The 16,873-nt window shown below is 61.6% G+C and carries 13 protein-coding genes; 11 read left to right on the forward strand and 2 right to left on the reverse strand.

The window, feature by feature from the left end:
- Positions 1 to 209 precede the first annotated feature (209 nt).
- The 9 genes from HNQ52_RS17435 (at position 210) to HNQ52_RS09500 (ending at position 13,201) form a co-directional block, all read left to right on the forward strand.
- Entirely contained in the window at positions 210 to 2,285 is a 2,076-nt protein-coding gene (locus HNQ52_RS17435; protein WP_183960895.1) for an amidohydrolase family protein, read from the forward strand.
- 286 nt (positions 2,286 to 2,571) lie between these two features.
- Positions 2,572 to 3,834, forward strand: coding sequence for an AAA family ATPase (locus tag HNQ52_RS09465; RefSeq protein ID WP_183960896.1), 1,263 nt, complete (start codon positions 2,572 to 2,574; stop codon positions 3,832 to 3,834).
- A gap of 38 nt (positions 3,835 to 3,872) precedes the next feature.
- On the forward strand, positions 3,873 to 4,280 hold the full coding sequence (locus HNQ52_RS09470) for a hypothetical protein (protein ID WP_183960897.1): 408 nt from the start codon (positions 3,873 to 3,875) through the stop codon (positions 4,278 to 4,280).
- A gap of 1,254 nt (positions 4,281 to 5,534) precedes the next feature.
- Positions 5,535 to 5,885: a hypothetical protein gene (locus HNQ52_RS09475; RefSeq protein ID WP_183960898.1), complete on the forward strand. Its 351-nt coding sequence runs from the start codon at positions 5,535 to 5,537 to the stop codon at positions 5,883 to 5,885.
- Positions 5,886 to 6,167: 282 nt separating this feature from the next.
- Positions 6,168 to 7,976 carry a restriction endonuclease gene (locus tag HNQ52_RS09480; protein ID WP_183960899.1) on the forward strand — a complete coding sequence of 603 codons (1,809 nt, stop codon included), beginning with the start codon at positions 6,168 to 6,170 and terminating at the stop codon, positions 7,974 to 7,976.
- A 178-nt stretch (positions 7,977 to 8,154) separates the two neighbouring features.
- Entirely contained in the window at positions 8,155 to 8,502 is a 348-nt protein-coding gene (locus HNQ52_RS09485; protein ID WP_183960900.1) for a hypothetical protein, read from the forward strand.
- Between the two features lie 7 nt (positions 8,503 to 8,509).
- Positions 8,510 to 9,574: a hypothetical protein gene (locus HNQ52_RS09490; RefSeq protein ID WP_183960901.1), complete on the forward strand. Its 1,065-nt coding sequence runs from the start codon at positions 8,510 to 8,512 to the stop codon at positions 9,572 to 9,574.
- Between the two features lie 226 nt (positions 9,575 to 9,800).
- Positions 9,801 to 12,407 (forward strand): hypothetical protein, encoded by a 2,607-nt coding sequence (locus HNQ52_RS09495; protein ID WP_183960902.1) that lies wholly within the window; start codon positions 9,801 to 9,803, stop codon positions 12,405 to 12,407.
- Between the two features lie 371 nt (positions 12,408 to 12,778).
- A complete protein-coding gene (locus HNQ52_RS09500; RefSeq protein WP_183960903.1) occupies positions 12,779 to 13,201 on the forward strand; it encodes a carboxypeptidase regulatory-like domain-containing protein in 423 nt (140 codons plus the stop codon).
- 45 nt (positions 13,202 to 13,246) lie between these two features.
- Here the strand turns inward: HNQ52_RS09500 and HNQ52_RS09505 are convergent, their stop codons facing one another.
- A complete protein-coding gene (locus tag HNQ52_RS09505; RefSeq protein WP_183960904.1) occupies positions 13,247 to 13,822 on the reverse strand; it encodes a cytochrome b/b6 domain-containing protein in 576 nt (191 codons plus the stop codon).
- Positions 13,819 to 14,484, reverse strand: coding sequence for a dioxygenase family protein (locus HNQ52_RS09510; RefSeq protein ID WP_183960905.1), 666 nt, complete (start codon positions 14,482 to 14,484; stop codon positions 13,819 to 13,821). Before HNQ52_RS09510 ends, HNQ52_RS09505 begins: the two co-directional genes overlap by 4 nt.
- A 133-nt stretch (positions 14,485 to 14,617) precedes the next feature.
- On the opposite strand from HNQ52_RS09510, the gene HNQ52_RS09515 reads away from it, so the two are divergent.
- A complete protein-coding gene (locus tag HNQ52_RS09515; RefSeq protein ID WP_183960906.1) occupies positions 14,618 to 15,178 on the forward strand; it encodes an RNA polymerase sigma factor in 561 nt (186 codons plus the stop codon).
- Positions 15,162 to 16,157: a hypothetical protein gene (locus HNQ52_RS09520; RefSeq protein WP_183960907.1), complete on the forward strand. Its 996-nt coding sequence runs from the start codon at positions 15,162 to 15,164 to the stop codon at positions 16,155 to 16,157. Before HNQ52_RS09515 ends, HNQ52_RS09520 begins: the two co-directional genes overlap by 17 nt.
- Positions 16,158 to 16,873: the final 716 nt, after the last annotated feature.

Raw genomic sequence — 16,873 nt, forward strand, 5'->3', positions numbered from 1 at the left:
CGACCGTGCCCGGCGTCGTGCGGAATCCGGCTCGCTTCGTCGCATCGCGCCACGCGGCATCGATCCCGGCACCCGCGCCGCGTCACACCGTCCCGCCCGCGTCCGACACCCACACGCGGGCCGCCGCAGCGTCCGCAACCCAACGCACCGCACAAATCCACCGCAACAAAACGCGCTAGCCTGCGCCCAACCACCCGGGGAGCCACACCATGCACCGCCTGCAACGCACCGCCCTCGCGCTCGCTCTGTTCCTGCCGTTCGCCGCCATCGCCGCAGACCCGCTGCGCTACGTCATCCTCGTCGACGGCGGCAAACAGGCCGGCGAACACGTCGTCACCGAACAGCCCGACGGCAGCATCAAGACCCGTTTCATCTTCAAGGACAACGGCCGCGGCCCCGAAGTGGACGAGGAATACAAACTCCGCCCCGACGGCACCTTCGAAAAATACAAGGCCACCGGCACCACCACCTTCGGCGCCAAGGTGGACGAACAATTCGAACGCATCGGCAACCGCGCCACCTGGAAATCCACCTCCGAAACCGGCGAGCAGACGGTGGACGGCGCCGCGCTCTACATGCCGCTCGGCGGCAGCCCGCAGTCGAGCTCCATCGCCATCGCCGCCGTCGCGAAACGCGGCGACGGCACCCTGCCGCTGCTGCCCGGCGGCACGCTGCAGCAATCGGTGGCGCAGGAACTCGAGGTGGAAGCCGACGGCGTCAAGCAGACCGTGCAGCTGCTGGTCCACACCGGCATCGGCCTCGCCCCGCAGCTGAGCTGGGCCACCAAGGGCAAGGCCGGCGAGGACCCGCGCCTGTTCGCCTTCATCGTGCCCGGCTACCTCGTCGCCATCGAGGAGGGTTGGGAGAAAAACGCCGAGGCCATGACCAAGGTGCAGCAGACCACCGAAACCGCCCTCGTGCGCGATTTCGCCCAGCGCCACTTCCAGCCGCTGGACGGCCTCACCGTCATCAAGAACGCCCGCATCTTCGACAGCGAACACGCCACGCTCGCCAAAGACCTCTCGGACGTGTACGTGCTGCGCGGCCGCATCACCGCCATCGTGCCGGCGGGCTCGCCGAATGCCGGCGTCGAAAACACCGTCGACGCCGCCGGCCGCGTGCTGCTGCCCGGCCTGTTCGACATGCACGCCCACGAATTCGACAAGTGGGGCGGGCCGCTGCACCTCGCGTCCGGCGTCACCACCGTGCGCGACATGGGCAACGACAATGCCTCGCTGCAGCAGCTCATCGACGCCAGCGCCCGCGGCGACGTGATGGAACCGAAAATCATCCCCGCCGGCTTCCTCGAAGGCGAGAGCCCCATGTCCGCGCGCAACGGCTTCGTGATCAAGAATCTCGACGAAGCCAAACACGCCATCGACTGGTACCACCAGCACGGCTACCCGCAGCTCAAGATCTACAACTCCTTTCCCAAGGAGATTCTCAAGGACACCGTGGCCTACGCCCACAGCCGCGGCCTGCGCGTGAGCGGCCACATCCCCGTCTTCCTGCGCGCGCAGGACGCCGTCGACGCCGGCTACGACGAAATCCAGCACATCAACCAGCTGATGCTGAACTTCCTCGTCAAACCCGACACCGACACCCGCACCCTGGAACGCTTCCGCCTGCCCGCGCACGAGGTGGCAGACCTCGATTTCGGCTCCAAGCCCGTGCAGGACTTCATCGCCTCGCTCAAGGCCAACAACGTGGCCGTGGACCCGACGCTTGCCACCTTCGACTACATCCGCCAGCGCCCGGGTGAGATATCCGCCGTCTACGCGACAGTACTGGACCACCTGCCGCTGGAACTGCAGCGCCGCTTCAAGGTGGCCGACATGGACATCCCGGACGACGCCACGGCGGCGCGCTACAACAAAAGCTACGAAAAGATGGTCCAGTTCGTGGGACTGCTGCACCAGGCCGGCATCACCGTGGTGCCGGGCACGGACGCGCTGCCGGGCTTCACCCTGCACAGCGAGCTGGAGTTGTACGTGAAGGCGGGGATGACGCCGGCGGAAGCGCTGCAGAGCGCGACGTGGACGTCGGCGGGCGTGGGGCGGGTGCAGCACGATCGCGGGAAGATCGCGGAGGGGATGGCGGCGGATCTGGTGGTCGTGGAGGGGGATCCGACGAAGGATATCGGTGCGATTAGGAAGGCGGTGCTGGTGATGGGGCAGGGGAAGGTGGTGTACCCGGCGGCGACGTTTGGGGGGATGGGGATTCGGGGGTTTGGGGAGGATTTGCTTGTGGACAAATCATCGCGTGACGACAGACGACTCCGCTAGGATTTTGCGCGGACGCGGGCGGAAACGCCGCAGGCCGGCGTGTGCGTGCAGGGGAAAATAACTGAAGAACGACAGTGGAGTTTAACGATCGCGACGGCGATCAAATGAAATATTTCGAGCGTGCTGACAAAGATCGGTGGTGATTTCGACGTCGGGTAATCTTGTCAGCGCAGCTCCGACCTGTGCACGGGGCCGAATTAGTGGCTGCTCTTTAGATTCAAGGTTGTGCAAAAGCGTTGCTTATTTATTTTTGTCCCAAAAATCAATCTGTATGCATGGAGTTGTCGTGGGTACCAAGTTAAAAGTTAATGATTTTTCTTCAATAAAGCAAGCCGAACTCGAGCTTGCTCAACTGACGATTCTCATCGGCCCATCGGCTAGCGGAAAGAGCGTTCTATCAAAGCTGATCTTTTTCTTCAATCACATTCTTGTTGAACAGATTGCAGTGCTCGAAGATCTAAAAAATATCGAGCATTTCAAAGAAGTAATTAAGACAAACTTCAAAGACTGGTTTCCAGTTGACGCCTGGGGGGGTGGGAAGTTTGTAATCGACTACGAGGCCGGGCTTTTTCAAGTAAAAATATCCCGAATTGAATATCGGAAGAAGTTGGGGGATAATATTCGAGTGTGGCTTTCGCCATTCTTTGAAGCCATGTTTAACGGAGCGCTTGAGTCGTATAAGTCGCTGCCGGCTTCCTCGCAGGCGGGTGATTATCCGTTCGACACGACTTGGCACCTTCGAAGGTCGCTAACAGAGGCGCTTAAAAAAGGGCTCAAGGACGACTACCATGAGCTCCAAACATTTATACCCGCGGGTCGCTCATTCTTCACTAGTGTTGGTAAAAGCATCGCAGCATTTGAGCACGGTCGAGTGCTTGACCCGCTCATTGTGCGGTTTGGCAAATTCTATGCCAATTTGCGCGAGCGAGAAAATTTCCGAGCCGTCTCCCGCCAGCAAAGAGACGCCGCTTGGAGTGAAGCGCTAGATAAGGTGATGGACGGCAAAATGGTGGCTGAGCGCTCCCGCGAATATCTTCAGACTCCGGACGGTAGGCGGATTCCGACCTCGGCTATGTCGTCAGGTCAGCAGGAACTGATGCCGTTGATTCTCGCAATTAGGAGTAGGTCGACAGTTTGGGAGCGTTATCAGCAGTTAATTTTTGTTGAAGAGCCGGAAGCTCACTTGTTCCCTTCATCGCAAAGCGCAATTATCGAAGTTTTTACTGCGATGCTGTCGTTGGCCAAAACAAAAATTCGTCTTGTGCTCACCACGCATAGTCCATACGTCTTGGCTAAAATCAACAATCTTATTAAGGCGAGGCAGGTTGCGGGTTCAAGAAGGAGCAAAAGATACGCAGAAGTGGCTAACGTAGTTGCGGAAAACTCGTGGATAGCTTCGTCGAGCGTGGCAGCTTATGCCATTAATTGCGGCGTGTTGCATTCTATCAAGGGCGAAGACGGTCTGATTGACGCTGAGTATATTGATGAGGTTTCAGGCGAGATGGCAAATGAATTTTCTGCGCTGCTTGGGATTGAGGTCTCCAAATGACATGCGCAGCCTGTCGCCAGTCCGTTAGGACTTCGCGTGTGAAAGTAGAGGAGGGGGCTCGGTCAGCGATTTTTTTAAATGCGGCCCGCGAAAAATATGTAAAGACGAAGGTTGACGGCTGCCTGCTCAACAACGTTCTTGCGGCCGACTTCGTTGTGACGCAAAGCGGAAAAGGAAGTGTCATCGTCGAGTTAAAGGGCACTGACGTAGAGCGCGCCGTGAAGCAAGTTGCTGCGACTATCGAGTTTTTTCAGAAGTGCGAAGCGGCTAAGCAAAAGCAAAAAATGGCGGGGCTTGTGGTTTGCTCAAGGTACCCGCGCTTCGATACTAAGCTGCAGCGGCTTTCCAGTGAATTCACAAGAAAGTATAAAGTGCCGCTGCACGTAGTTTCGAAGAATGATGAATTCGAGATGGACAGAGTGCTGTCTTTCGGTGGGCCTAAATAGGAGAAGAGCGGTTCCGGAGCCAAAACCCGGGTCCAAAACCCGGGTCCAAAACCCCAAAACCCGGGTCAGAGTGCAATTTTGTGAGTTGTTCTAGGGCGTGAGGTCGCGTCGACTTCTTCAGAGCGATGAGAATAGGTTATGGAAGGCCATTTGTTCGCCAGCGAAACCGGGGTCAGAGTGCAATTAACCCAGCGCGGTGGAAGCTTGCAAAACCCGGGTCTGCAAAACCCGGGTCAGAGTGCAATTAATGCCGTGAACGAGCAGAACAATGGTTCCAGGGTGACTTACGGAAGAGCGGTTCCGGAGTGAATTACGGGAAACCCGGGTCAGAGTGCAATCAAAACCCGGGTCAGAGTGGGGTTTTGGTTGTCAGTGTAGAATACGCTTCGGAGGCGTTTGAGTTGAAAGAGCCATATAAATCTAGGTATAGACTAACCTTCCTACTGAGCGTATTTCTGTTCGCTATAGCGTTTGCTTTCCGTGACGGATGGGTTGCGGATTTCTTGATAGTTTGCGTCGTCGTCGGTTGGGTGTACTTGCTAGTTTTGCTTTTTGCCGGTCGAACCCGTGGGCGCGACGCTTGAGCAAGACCCGGGTCTGAAAACCCGGGTCAGAGTGCAATTAGATCGCCCGAGTTGACGACGGACCGGGCGGGGGCGGCGTAGGGGTCAGAGTGATTCAATACTCTAGCCTTTCCGAGCGGTTCTGCAGTGGCTCGACAGAAGCTCGCAGGATCATTCATTCAGTCGCAGGAGCGACTCTGTAACCGTGTAGCGACAGCATGTAGGAGGCGTTGTGGGCCAATTGTTGATTCCTGTCTCTGTATTCCTTCTCTGCCTTGGGCCGGTTCAGAGTCACAATGTCAGTGTCGATGAGATCGCAGCAAGGGCGATTCTCGACCCGATTCCACTATGCGAGCCTGGGCGTAAGAACGCCTTGGTTGGAGGTGTGATGGCCGTAGATTCGGGGAAGAAAACCCGGGGAAGACCCGGGTCAGAGTGCAATTAATAAAACCCGGGTCAGAGTGCAATTAATGTCGTGAACGAGCAGGACAATGGTTCCAGGGTGACTTATGGAAGAGCGGTTCCGGAGTGAATTACGAGTGAATTAACGGGGCAGGTCCATGTTCAAGCTTGTCGGATGCAGAGTAGGGGTCTGAGTGCAAGCGGTCCTGTGCGGCTGACTTCGCTCCGGGCAAGGCATGGGGCTGGCAGCGATGATCTGTGTGGTAGCTCACTTACGAAGGAGAAGCTTATGCGCGCGTTCTTTGTGGTGGTGTTGGCCCTGTGCCTGTCTCTCTACGCCTGGGCAGGAGAGGAGCCCGCTTCTGCTCAAACCGGTGCCGAATCGTTGAATCTGCCGGAACTGATCACCGAGCCGGAAGGCTTGCCCAAATCTGTCGATCTGGGCGAATTTGTCCGCGTCAACGAAGCGCTTGGATCACGGCTCGATATTTTGCTGAAGGCAGCGAGCGTGGAAGGGGAGGTCAACGCGCAATGCGAGGTCACATGCGATCACGAAATCGGTGGCATTACATGCCCGGTCGGAAAGCAATGTTCCTGTGGCTGCCCTGGTGGCTACGCGTATTGCAGTTGCAGGAACTGATAAACGGCAAGAGGGGCTAAGCGCGAAGGGGTCAGATTGGTTCAATAGCTTACAACTGCGAGGCCTCGCTATAATCCTGGCCTGCAACCAAGGCACGGTCGAAAGCCCGGAGCGGAGTGCAATTTTGCCTCGTTAGTTGGATGGCACATGGAGACCACCTGCTAGGAAGGAAAAAATCGCGAGGGGGTCAGGTTCTTTCAGAAGTGGAAAGCGAATGGAACCCAGGTCAAAGTGAAATTGGCACAGATGGATGTTGGTAAGTTGGCTTTCAGGGGATGAGCGATGGGTCGCCGGACAAGTTTGATTGGTGTGCTGGTCACATCACATGCACGTGCTGTGCGTGAACAGAAGGCAAGGGAGCGTCATCGCATCGCTCAGGCCCGGCGCCACGAGCAGGCTCGCGCCGCAGCCGCGCGGGCCCTTGCCGCTGAGCATCGCGCCGTCGAGGCTAGCCACCGTGCGGCAGCAGCACAGGACGCGCGACTCGCAAAGTCGCGCGAACGCGCCGAAAAGGATGCGGAGCGTGCCAGGGCGCGCGATGAGAAAGAGGCAGAGCGACAAGCGCATATCGATGCCCAGGAATCCGCGGAAGAGCGCACTCTGGAACTGCAGGACCAAGTGTCCGAATTGCAGAGCGTGCTATCGCGCACCTTGAACGTCGATGACAGGATCGACTTCGATTCGTTGCGAATCGATGAGCCCCCGCCTTCGTTCCTGAAACCGAAGCTGTCGTTGCCAGCTTATGTGCCCGATCGTGACTTGGTCGACCCTCCGAAACCTGCTTCGCTGGAGGCGTTGACGGCCGCGAAGGTTCGCCCTGCTTCATTTTTCGAGCGACTTTTCCGGTCCACTCGCGTCGCGCGTGAGACGGCAGCTGTGGCAAAAGCGCACGCCGAGGCGATGAGCGACTTCGAGAAGGCATCGGCGCTGGTCGCTCGACGCCGACGGGAGCATCGTGCTGACTATGATCGCGCGTGTGCGTCGCTGACAGACGAGCATCTCAGGCGCGTCGAGGATGCACGGGAAGCGCACGATCGAGAAGTCGAAGCACATACCGAGAAGCGGCGCCAGCGCGATGCCGAGGTCACGGCATTGGAGCAGGCTTACGCAAGGGGCGATGTGGAAAGCGTCGTGCTCTACAACGAAATGGTGCTGGCTCGCTCCGACTACCCTGCGGGCTTCCCGGACCTGCGCCGCGCTGCCTACCAACCTGAAAGTAGGCAGCTTGTGATCGATTTCGAGCTGCCGACGGCGTCGATCGTCCCGGCAGTGGCCGAGTACAGGTATGTCAAAGCGCGCCGCGCGATCGAGGAGAAGCCCCGCAAACCTGCGGATATCAAGGCGATCTATCGCGAACTCGTTGCGCAGGTCGCACTCCGAACCATTCACGAGGTGCTGGAAGCCGATCAGGGGAATCACATCGACGCCGTCGTGTTCAGCGGTTACATCAACAAGATCGACGCGACGACCGGTTTGGACACGAGACCGTATTTGGTGTCCGTTCGAACCACTAAGGAAGCATTTCTGGCCATCAATCTCGCACGAGTCGAGCCGCAGGCCTGTCTGAAGAATCTCGGTGCCAACGTGTCGGCCAGCCCGGAAGAAGCGCGAGCCGTGCGCCCGGTCGTCGAATTCGATATGGTCGATCCACGTTTCATCGGCGAGACGGACGTCCTCAGCCAGCTTGATGCACGTCCTAACCTGATGGAACTGACGCCCTCCGAGTTCGAGGGCCTTGTCGGCAATCTCTTTACCCAAATGGGCCTAGAAACCAAGCTTACCCGATCGAGCAGGGACGGCGGTGTCGATGCAATCGCCTTCGATACACGCCCGATCCTGGGTGGCAAGGTCGTGATTCAGGCGAAGCGCTACCGGCACACTGTGGGCGTCTCAGCAGTCCGCGATCTGTACGGAACAATGCTCAACGAAGGGGCCAGCAAAGGAATCATCGTTACCACGAGCGGCTTTGGACCCGACGCTTACGCGTTCGCGAACGAGAAGCCGCTGGAAATGATCGATGGTGGCGGTCTTCTCTATCTGCTGGAAAGTGTAGGGCGGCCGGCACGCATCATCATGCCGTCTGATGTCTGAAAAGAAAAGAACGGTACAAAAATCGCTTGCAGGCGTTTAAATCGGAAGCAACGTCACTCTGAAATTATTATCGCTGTTACGAGTAGCGAGAGAGGCGGGTCGCGCCGTTTGCGTTCTTGCTTGCTTTGATTTCTTCCCAATAGGCACGTAATGTTAACTGGCGAACTAGAGGTGAATCGTGGAATACGACGAAAGCGGTGTCGATTTGGATGGAGTTGTCCTTGCAGTCGGCTGGCAGTATGGTGAGGTTGCTGAGTACCTCGGGGACTCAGTTGTCCGGCGCGTTGCTGAGGGGGCTTTGCGTGGTGAAGACGTCAACGAGATTCTCTCAAATGTTGAGGTCAGAAATGCGAATGAATACATAGATGCAGTCAGTCTTGTATTGTCGTTTGCTCAAACGTTTATAGCGCTGTGGGCTTTGCGAGTTGCAAACAAGGCGGAGTCGCGGCGCCTAACCAATGACGACATTCGCGAGATATCCGCCGAAGCTTCTCGTGCAGTCGGTGATGCGAACGACCCGAAGTGAGTCAAATGTGCAGCTCTTTCTCGATATAATTCGCGCCCATCCGATTGTCGCATTTTGCTGTGGCGCCGCGTACTTTTCCGGCGACCTTTTATATTTGCTCGTTCCCATTGCGGTTTCGTGCGGCGCATTCGGAATGTACTGGGTTGTTGTTTATCAGAATGCGACCGGTTCGGCAGATAACTTGCTCAAGGTGCTGCGTACGGGCGGGCGTAGTGCTCGGATCGTGAAAAGGGATTTTCCTGTGTTTCATTTGCCAGGTGTTCAGTTTATTTCCGTTGTGGGCAGTGCACGGGCTATGGATCAGGCCGTCGCAATGGATCTTCGATTTTTCGGCAAGGTGATAGCAGTTCCCCCAAGTTACGCTCAAGCCAAAGATATTCACAAGTTTGTTATTGCACACGAGCTGCGTCATGTGTCCCGGGCGCAGTCTCTACACGACTTGAGTATAAATTTAGGATGGATCGCGTTGCTTCCGATGTTGCCGGCAATATCAATTGTTTCATCTCAGTATCTTTTCGTGTTGTCTCTCTTCTTTATTTCTCGTGGCTGGCACGGCTTTCGTTGTTCCACGAACCATTTCAGTATGGCTCGCGAGGTTGACGCTGATATCGCCGGGCTGTTCTCGTTCCCGCCTGAAAAGCGGGCTGAGCTAAGCAGGAAAGTTGCGGCACTTTGGAGAATGTTCGCGCGGTCGGCCGATTCTAACGAGGCGAGGCGTCACAAGGCTGAAGAATGGAGGATTCGTGCTAGTGCGCTGGAAGCCGCCGGCACTGGGACGTTTAGGGGGCTGCGTGACTATCCAGTTCCGGTTCTGTATCACCCAGTAGTCGACTCGCTCCTCTGTATCGTTCTTGGCGTCTTCTTCGGAGCGATGGCCGAACCCATGGGCTGGCACGGACTATTTTGGGTGTGCCATTTTGCGATTATCGGTTTCGGCTTGCAGATATTTGCTGAACGTCAGAAATTCTCCAGGAGAAGGGACGAGCTGATCGGGTATGGTCTGCAGCCTATGTCGGGGAAGCTGGCGTGCAGTCAAAAACCCGAAAGGTCCACAAAAACTGGCTCAGAATAGAGCCCGGGCTTGCCAGGACGGTCTGCAAGAACGGCGAGAAACGGTTCCCGAGGACGTACGGTTGTTTGCTTCCCGGGAAAAGCCACTCAGGAGGCGTTTTTTGCGTGTCGTGCTGCGTGGCGCCGGTCGCATGTCCCACATTGTTTGGTTGCGCTTGAATCTGAGGTGGCCGACTGTCGTGGTATGCTCAGTGAAATAAGTTCTGCAGTTTCTTGCTGGAGGGTACGTGATTCTTCGCTCGGCCTTGTCTTTTGTTCTGCGTGCCGGTTCGGTCGTGGTCCTCGCCTTCTTGGCGTTTCAGGTGCGCGCGGTCGAGCCGCTGGACGACCCGCTTCTGGGGCTGCGCGTGCATGGCAGTGTGTATGCCGTTGCTAGGCAATCCGATGGCAGCGTCATACTCGGAGGCAACTTCACACGCGTTGACGGCGAGTTCCGATACAACCTCGCGCGTCTTCGCGTCGATGGCTCGCTTGATCCCGATTGGCGGGCGTCGACAGACAGGTCGGTGTATGAGCTCGCTGTCGACGACATGGGCCGGATCTACATCGGTGGCAGTTTCAGCGTTGTCGGCCCCGGTCCGGTGGTACGGCGACATGTCGCGAGGTTGAACGCCGACGGCACGCTCGATGCCGCGTGGGATCCATCCCCCAATGACGAGGTCACGACGATCCAGATTTCCGGCAACGGGAAGCTGTACATCGGCGGAAGGTTCCGTTATGTCGGCGGCGTCGCCCAGGAGTACGTGGCCCGCTTGCATGCGAATGGTGCGGTCGACACGGCGTGGGCTCCGGATGTCGATTTCTGGGTCCACCGCCTCCTTCTCGATGGCGACAACATCTACCTTGGTGGCGCATTCGACACCGTGAATGGTCTGGTGCGAAAACATGTTGCCAGGCTGTCGAGCCTCGGAAGCGGTGCCGTCGATCCGGCCTGGCATCCTTCGCCAAATGGCACCGTCGATGCGCTGGCCAGGATCGGAGCGCATCTGTATATCGGGGGCAGTTTCACGACGTTCGACGGTGTGCCCCACCGCAATCTCGCACGCGTCGACGCGTCCGGCACCCTCGATCGTGCCTGGGCGCCGGATCCGGATCGCTCCGTCAATACGTTGAGTTTCGATGGCAATGGGCGGGTGTATGTGGGTGGGTGGTTCACCAGGATGCGGGGACAGTCTTTTCCATTCCTGGCGCGAGTGCCGTTGAGCGGTACTGGCGCTCCGGATGCGACATTCGTTCCCGCGCCAGATGGCGCCGTCTTCGCCGTCATTCCCGACGAGGCCGACATCTATGTCGGCGGATTGTTCGGACGTGTGGGAACGACCTCGACGCTCGGGATGGCAAGGCTCGATCTGGCGGGCACGGTGGACGATGCCGTCGATGCCTCGAACGACGGGCGCGTTACTGTCGTCCTGCCGATCCCGGGCGGCGGCACCTATGTGGGCGGCTATTTCGACAAGGCTGGAGGTCTGCCGCGAAAAAATCTGCTGCGTCTCAACCCTGACCGAACGCTGGATGCCGGTTGGAGCGCAGATGCCGACAGCGACGTCCACGCATTGGCGTTGGCCCCGGACAGGAGCCTGTATGTGGGGGGCGGATCGACTGCCAACCCCACCTGGGGTTATGTGAAAAAGCTTCACGCCGACGGCACGCTGTCGTCATGGACGACAAGCATCGATGGGGCCGCGCTCGCGCTCGCCGTGGACACGGATGGCGCTGTGTTCGTCGGCGGCGAGTTCGGCACCGCGGGTGGTGCGGTGCGTGGTTCGATCGCGAAGCTGTCCGGCACATCGGGGCAGGCCGATGCGCTGTGGCGATCCGATGTGGACGGTGTCGTCCATGCCGTAGCGCTGTCGGCGACTGGTCATCTCTATATCGGCGGCGACTTCGAAACCGTCGGCACCGATATCGGAAACCTCGCAAGGGTTTCCGCGCGCGGTAGCGCGGCAATCGACGCGCAATGGCGACCACGTGCAGGCACCGTTCGTGCATTGGCGCTCGACGATGGCGCAGGCCAGTTGTATGTCGGCGGCTATTTCGACACGCTGGGTGGTGTGGCGCGGGCCAATATCGGCAAGATTTCGGCGTCCGGTCCGGCGGTCGTGGATCAGACCTGGAACCCCGGCGCCGACGGGGAAGTGAGGGCGTTGGCACTCGACTCCGATGGCGGGCTGTTCGCCGGCGGCGATTTCATTGAAATGGACGACCGTTACGCGGACCGCGTGGCACGACTGGAGGCGGACGGGCGGATCGATCCGCGGTGGTTTCTCGGGAGGAGTGCAACGGTGTCAGCGCTTGCGATCGACAGTGCCGATCCGTCGGTTCTGTTCGTCGGTGGCCGGTTCATCGAATACGACGCTCTCGAGGCTGGGCTTGTCGCGGTGCGGGCGCGGGGCACGCCGCGGACGAATGTCGGCGTTCACCTGAGCCAGCCGCGCAGCACCACCCGCCCCGGCGCGCGATTGCGCTACGACATTACTGTCGACAGCAGCGGCCTTGATCCCGATGTCGGCTCCTTGCTCAGGCTCAACCTGCCCGCAGGATTGACCGACGCTCAGTGGCGCTGCCTTGCGAATGAATCGACGGCCGCTTGCCCGGAGGGTACGAATTCCAGCGGCGTCGGAAGCTTGTTTTCCCGTTTCGATCTCGGCGTTGGGTCCATCCTCCGATTCGAATGGTCGGCCATCGTGAACGCACCCGGCGGGACATCGGTGACTGCGAGAGCAACCGTCAGCAGTCCCAATTCCTACGATGTCGATCTCGACAACAACCGTTCGGAGGCAAGTACATTGGTCGATGCCACGCTGATTTTTTTTGACGAATTCGAACGCGACTGAGCGCGTGGCGGCTAAATGTGACGAACGTCGGGAAAATTGAAGCGGATCTTGCGGCGCGCTTGGCGCACCTCCAGGCACTCGTCGGCTGACGAGAAGAACGTTGATCGCCGGCGGTGTGGACGTTGCGGAGTGTTGTGTTGCGAGCGCGCGCGGCAGCAGGCATCGCGGCAGCACGCGCGTGGCGGGCGCGGCGCACGGTTGCTTCGTGCGTCGATGAGCCATGCCGCGGCGACCCGGCAATGTGACAGCCGTCATCGCATCGTCATCGCACCGTTACCGCGTCCGTGGGAACGTCGGAGTACGATCGATGCAACGCCGATGCCGCGCGCAGGCGGACACCAACGGATCGCGATCGACGGGGAGGGGAGTTCATGCGTCATCTGGTTGCACTGGTTCTTGGATTGGGCGCGATGACGCTCGGCGGGTGTGCGTCGCAGCGTGGCGGCGATGCGATGTTGCCGGCGGCCTCCGCCGCGGTGGTCTCGCTGGACGGGACGCCGCTCGCGGGTGCGACGGTCCGGCTGGTGAGCCAGGCGTACCCGAACCAGTACGAGAAATTCCGCATGGCGGTGACGACCGATCGCGACGGCGTCGCGGCGTTTCCGCAGATCCGCAAATGGAAGGTCGAATCGCTGGGCATGCACGGCGAGGACACGTTCATCTGGAACTGGTGCGTGCGACTCGACGGCCATCTCACGGTCGCGACCTTCGACCGCGATGCGACCGACTTCGATCGGCACGCGCGATTCGTGATGTATCCGGGGGAATCGACGCCGTGCCCGGCGGGGCCGTGAATCGGGAGGGCCGGGCACGGCCCGTGCGGTCAGCGATCCGCAGCATCATCCACGCGCACGGACGTTCCGCGTTCGCCGACCGCTGACCGTGGATGTGGACACGCTGTTCTTCGCCCTCCGATGCCACGCGGCCGCAGCGACATGCATCGCGATCAGCGCCACAAGGAACCAGGCGCCATACACGTGGACGTACCACGCGATCGCCCGGCCGGTTTCGTCATCCGCCGGCGGCGTGAAGACACGCGGCATGTCGACGAGGCCAAGCAGCCGCAGGTCCTCGCCCATCCAGACGACGATGACGTAGCCCGCCGCGGGCAATGCCAGCAGCAGCACGTACAGCGACCCGTGCACGCATCGTGCGGCGATTCGCTGCCGGGGGTCGGCGACATGCACGGCAGTCGGGATGCGGCGCCACAGCCGCCAGCCCAGACGCATCAGCGTCAGTGCCAGCAGCACGACACCGAGCTGCACGTGCCAGGCCAGCGCCGCGTCGGCGATCTGTCTGCTGCTGGCACGTTCGGCGACGCAGCCGAGTACGAACTGCATCGGCAGCACAATCGCCACGATCCAGTGCAAACGTCGTGCGACGGGATCGTGGCGTGCCTCGACACTGCGGCTCACGGGGTGGGGCCATCGCGCTGCGGCGTGCAGTCGCGGTAGCCGTCGATGTTCCGGCCCAGCACGATGTCGCGCTGCGCTTCCCAGACCCCGTCGCGACGCGTCGGCGTGACGATGCCGTGTCCGCCGCGGCCGATGTCCAGCTCGCGCGCGAAGCGCGGCGTGAGGTGCGGGTCGTCGCTGAACATCACGTCGTCGATGTAGTACGTGGCGCAGCCGGGTTCGATCACGTGCAGATGGATGTGCTGCGGCATATCGCTGTCGGGGTAGCTGCCTGGGCGGATCGTGTGGAAGGTGTAGGCGCCGCCCGCGTCGGTCGCGGCCCACGCACGCAGGCGGCCGTGCTGTCGCGCGGCGTCGGTCGGGGCGTCGACGGCCGCGGGGTAGATGCCGGTGTGATCGGTCTGGTAGGCATAGACGATCACGCCGGCACGCGGGCGTTGCGCGGCGTCGCGCACGATGCCGGTGAGCCGCAGCGGCTCGCCGGGCTCGCCCGGCGGGGCCAGTTGTACGCTTGAGGCAGGTTGCGCGGGCATGCCGGCGAGTGCGGCGTCGCAGCCCTCGCAGGGCAGACCGACGACGGGCGTGTGCGCCGGAGTACCTGCAACCGAGTGGTGTGCGCCCGCGGCGAGGAAGAGGATGATGAAGGGCAAGGCAAGGCGCATGTGGGCGTGCTCCGGGTGTGGATGGGGTCATGCGGCAGGAGCGGCCGAAGGCGGCCACCGTTAACCTGCGGCCCGCTGTTAACACCTGCGCGCGCTGCGCCCTCTTGCTGGTGGAATGCCCGACAGGAATCGCATGCGGCCGCCCGTGACGCCGTCCGACATCGCAAGCCACGTCCGCGCGGCCGTCGCCGGTTCGCAGGGTGGCTACGCGTGGCTGTACCGAACGTTCGCGCCGCTGGTGCATTCGATCCATCTGGGCATGGGCACGCGCGCGCTGGCCGACGAGCTCACGCAGGAAACGTTCGCGCTGGCGTTCTCGCGGCTGCATGCCTTGCGCGAGACGCCGAAATTCGGACCGTGGATCGCGGCGATCGCGCGCCGCAACCTGCCGCGCACGCCGGCGCGCGAGGACGCCTTCGACGAGGAACACGAACACGCCAGCGAGACGAGCGGGCCCGATGCCTCGGCAGAAGCCGAGCGGGTGCTGCGCGCCATCCGCTCGTTGCCGGAGGCCTATCGCGAGACCCTGCTGCTGCGCCTGGTGGAAGGCATGAGCGGCCCGGAAATCGCCGCGTTGACCGGGCTCACGCCCGCCTCCGTGCGCGTGAACCTGCACCGCGGCATGGCGAAGCTGCGCACCGCGCTCGGCCTTGCGCCGGCGCCCGAGGAGATGTCCGATGTCGCTGCGCCCTGACTCGCTCTGGTCGCCGGACCCGTCGGCAAACGACGACGTGGCACGGCTCGAACGGCTGCTGCAGGTCTACCGGCACGTGCCGGCGGAGGGCGTCGTATGGACGCCGGTACGCCGCACGCCGCGGCGGCGCTGGCGTCTGCCGGTCGGCATCGCCGCCATGATGGCGACGGCCGCGATGCTGCTGGTGGCCGCGTGGTTGCCCTGGCGCCTGGCGTGGAGCGACGGTGCGGCATGGCGCGTATCGGGCGTGGCGCGGATCGATGCGCTGCCGGTGGGAGGCGCGCTGGCCACGGCGGCGGACGAACACGCACGCATCGACGTGGCGCGCATCGGCAGCATCGAGGTGTCGCCCGGCAGCCGCGTGACCCTGCTCGAAACCCGCGCCGGCCGGCATCGCATCGCGCTCGACAGCGGCCACATCCGCGCCCGCATCTGGGCACCGCCGGGCTACTTCGGCGTGCTCGGGGCGGCCTCGGAAGTGGTCGACCTCGGCTGCGAGTTCGATCTGTGGACGTCGGCCGACGGGCGCGGTCGCATGTCAGTACGCAGCGGCTGGGTGCTGCACTCGGTCGGCGGGCAGGACACCCTGGTGCCTGCGGGGTACGACATCGGCTTCGAGGCGTTGCGCGCCGGCATTCCGCGCAGCATCGCGGCCTCGGCGCAGTTCGGCGCGGCGGTCGACCGGATCGACGTTCAGCTCGCACGCGGGCTGCGCGATGCCGACGCCGAACGGCGCGTCGCGACGCTTGCCACAGCCGCCGACGCCGTCACCCTGCTCAGCCTGCTGACGCGCTACCCGGCGCTCGCCGACGGCCCGCTGTATCCGCGTCTGGCGACGCTGCTCGAGGTGCCGGCGACCGACGCCCGCCATCGCGCTGCGTGGGCTGCGGGCAGTGCCCACGCCATCGACGCCTGGTGGGACAGGGTTCCGCGTCCGCCGAAGCAGTGGTGGCGCCACTGGCGGGATGCGCTGGGCTGAACAGCGGGCGACGCGCCACGGCGCCAGAGGTGCCCACGCGGCGCAAGGTGCGGGTCATGGTGGAATCGAATCCATCTGCACGAACGCCTGCGTGGCGGACGGTCCGGTGTTTCCGCGTCCCCGCAATCCACGACAGTGCCTGCGGCTGTCCGGCCAACGCAAGTGTTCCCCTACCGTCGTCCCGGCGAACGCCGGGACCCAGTGACGTTTCGCGGTTCACGGTGGTTCGAACATGCCGAGCAACGCCGCTGGGTCCCGGCGTTCGCCCACTGCTGTCCGGTCAAAAATCGGTGCCATGGGCCGCGTTGTGCGTTGTGATGAGGCTTCCATCACAACGAAGCCGGAGCACAACTCGACGTCCGGACCATCCCATCCTCGTCGTCCCGGCTTTCGCCGGGACGACGGATGATGGGGCTTGGTTTTTCCCCGGACAGCAGTGGGCGTTCGCCGGGACGACGGGTCTGGATGTCTTCGCCAGGCCGAGCCGGCGAAGCGACGGTCGACTCGAGAGCCGAGCAGCGCCGGGCGTTTGACGGGATGCGCCGAAACGTCCCGCGAGGGCAGGAGGGCCATGCGGGAACGTCGGTGAAAAGCCGGGCGTGCTCGCGCAGGAATACCCCGCACGCCGATGCGTCGTGCGGCGCTTGTTCCCGTTTGTTCCCGCCACAAGGACGCCGGTCCCAGATGGCCCGCAAAACCGGCGCCATACCGCCCCC

It is taken from the genome of Chiayiivirga flava (assembly GCF_014202825.1).
Lineage (GTDB): Bacteria > Pseudomonadota > Gammaproteobacteria > Xanthomonadales > Xanthomonadaceae > Chiayiivirga > Chiayiivirga flava.